Consider the following 1,132-nt stretch of genomic DNA (forward strand, 5'->3'; position numbering starts at 1 on the left):
GTGGAGGATCTCGGCGGCACCTTCCACCACGTCGTCGGCGACGACATACCGGCCGCGCTGCTGGACTTCGCGCGCGGCGTGAACGCCACCCAGATCGTCCTCGGGTCGTCGCGGCGCAAGACCTGGCAGTACGTCTTCGGACCCGGTGTCGGCGCGACGGTCGCCCGGGAGTCCGGTCCCGACCTGGACGTCCACATCGTCACGCACGACGAGGTCGCCAAGGGACGCGGACTGCCCGTGGCCCGGGGCGCGCGGCTGGGGCGGGCCCGGATCATCTGGGGCTGGGCCGTCGGCCTGGCCGGTCCGGCGATCCTGGCGGTGGTGCTGAACTCCGTCGACCTGGGCCTCGCCAACAACGTGCTGGTGTTCCTGACGCTGACGGTGGCGGCGGCGCTGCTCGGCGGGCTGCTGCCGGCGCTGGCCTCGGCGGCCTTCGGATCGTTCCTGCTGAACTACTTCTTCACCCCGCCCCTGCACCGGCTGACCATCGCCGACTCGAAGAACATCGTCGCGCTTGTGATCTTCGTGGCCGTCGCGGTGTCCGTGGCGTCGGTGGTGGACCTCGCGGCCCGGCGGACCCATCAGGCGGCCCGGCTGCGGGCGGAGTCGGAGATCCTCTCCTTCCTCGCTGGCAACGTGCTGCGCGGCGAGACCAGCCTGGAAGCCCTGCTGGAACGGGTGCGCGAGACCTTCGGCATGGAGTCGGCCGCGCTGCTGGAGCGCAAGAGCGACATCGACCCGTGGACCTGCGTGGGCCGCGTCGGATTCGGCGGGCCGGTGGAACGCCCGGAGGACGCGGACGTGGACGTGCCGGTCGGGGACCACATGGCGCTCGCGCTGACCGGCCGGGTGCTGCCCGCCGAGGACCGCCGGGTGCTGGCCGCGTTCGCCGCCCAGGCCGTGGTCGTGCTGGACCGCCGACGGCTCCAGGAGGAGGCCGACCAGGCCCGCACGCTGGCCGAGGGCAACCGCATCCGGACGGCGCTGCTGGCCGCCGTCAGCCATGACCTGCGTACCCCACTGGCCGGGATCAAGGCGGCCGTCTCCAGTCTGCGGTCCGACGACGTGGCGTGGTCCGAGGAGGACCAGGCGGAGCTCCTCGAAGGCATCGAGGAGGGCGCCGACCGCCTGG

The 1,132-nt window shown here is 72.9% G+C and carries 1 protein-coding gene; it reads left to right on the top strand.

Annotated features, from left to right (window positions below):
* A partial coding sequence (locus SSP24_RS42460; protein ID WP_141316614.1) for a DUF4118 domain-containing protein occupies positions 1–1,132 on the top strand: 1,132 nt, incomplete at both ends.

This window comes from Streptomyces spinoverrucosus (assembly GCF_006539505.1).
GTDB lineage: Bacteria > Actinomycetota > Actinomycetes > Streptomycetales > Streptomycetaceae > Streptomyces > Streptomyces spinoverrucosus.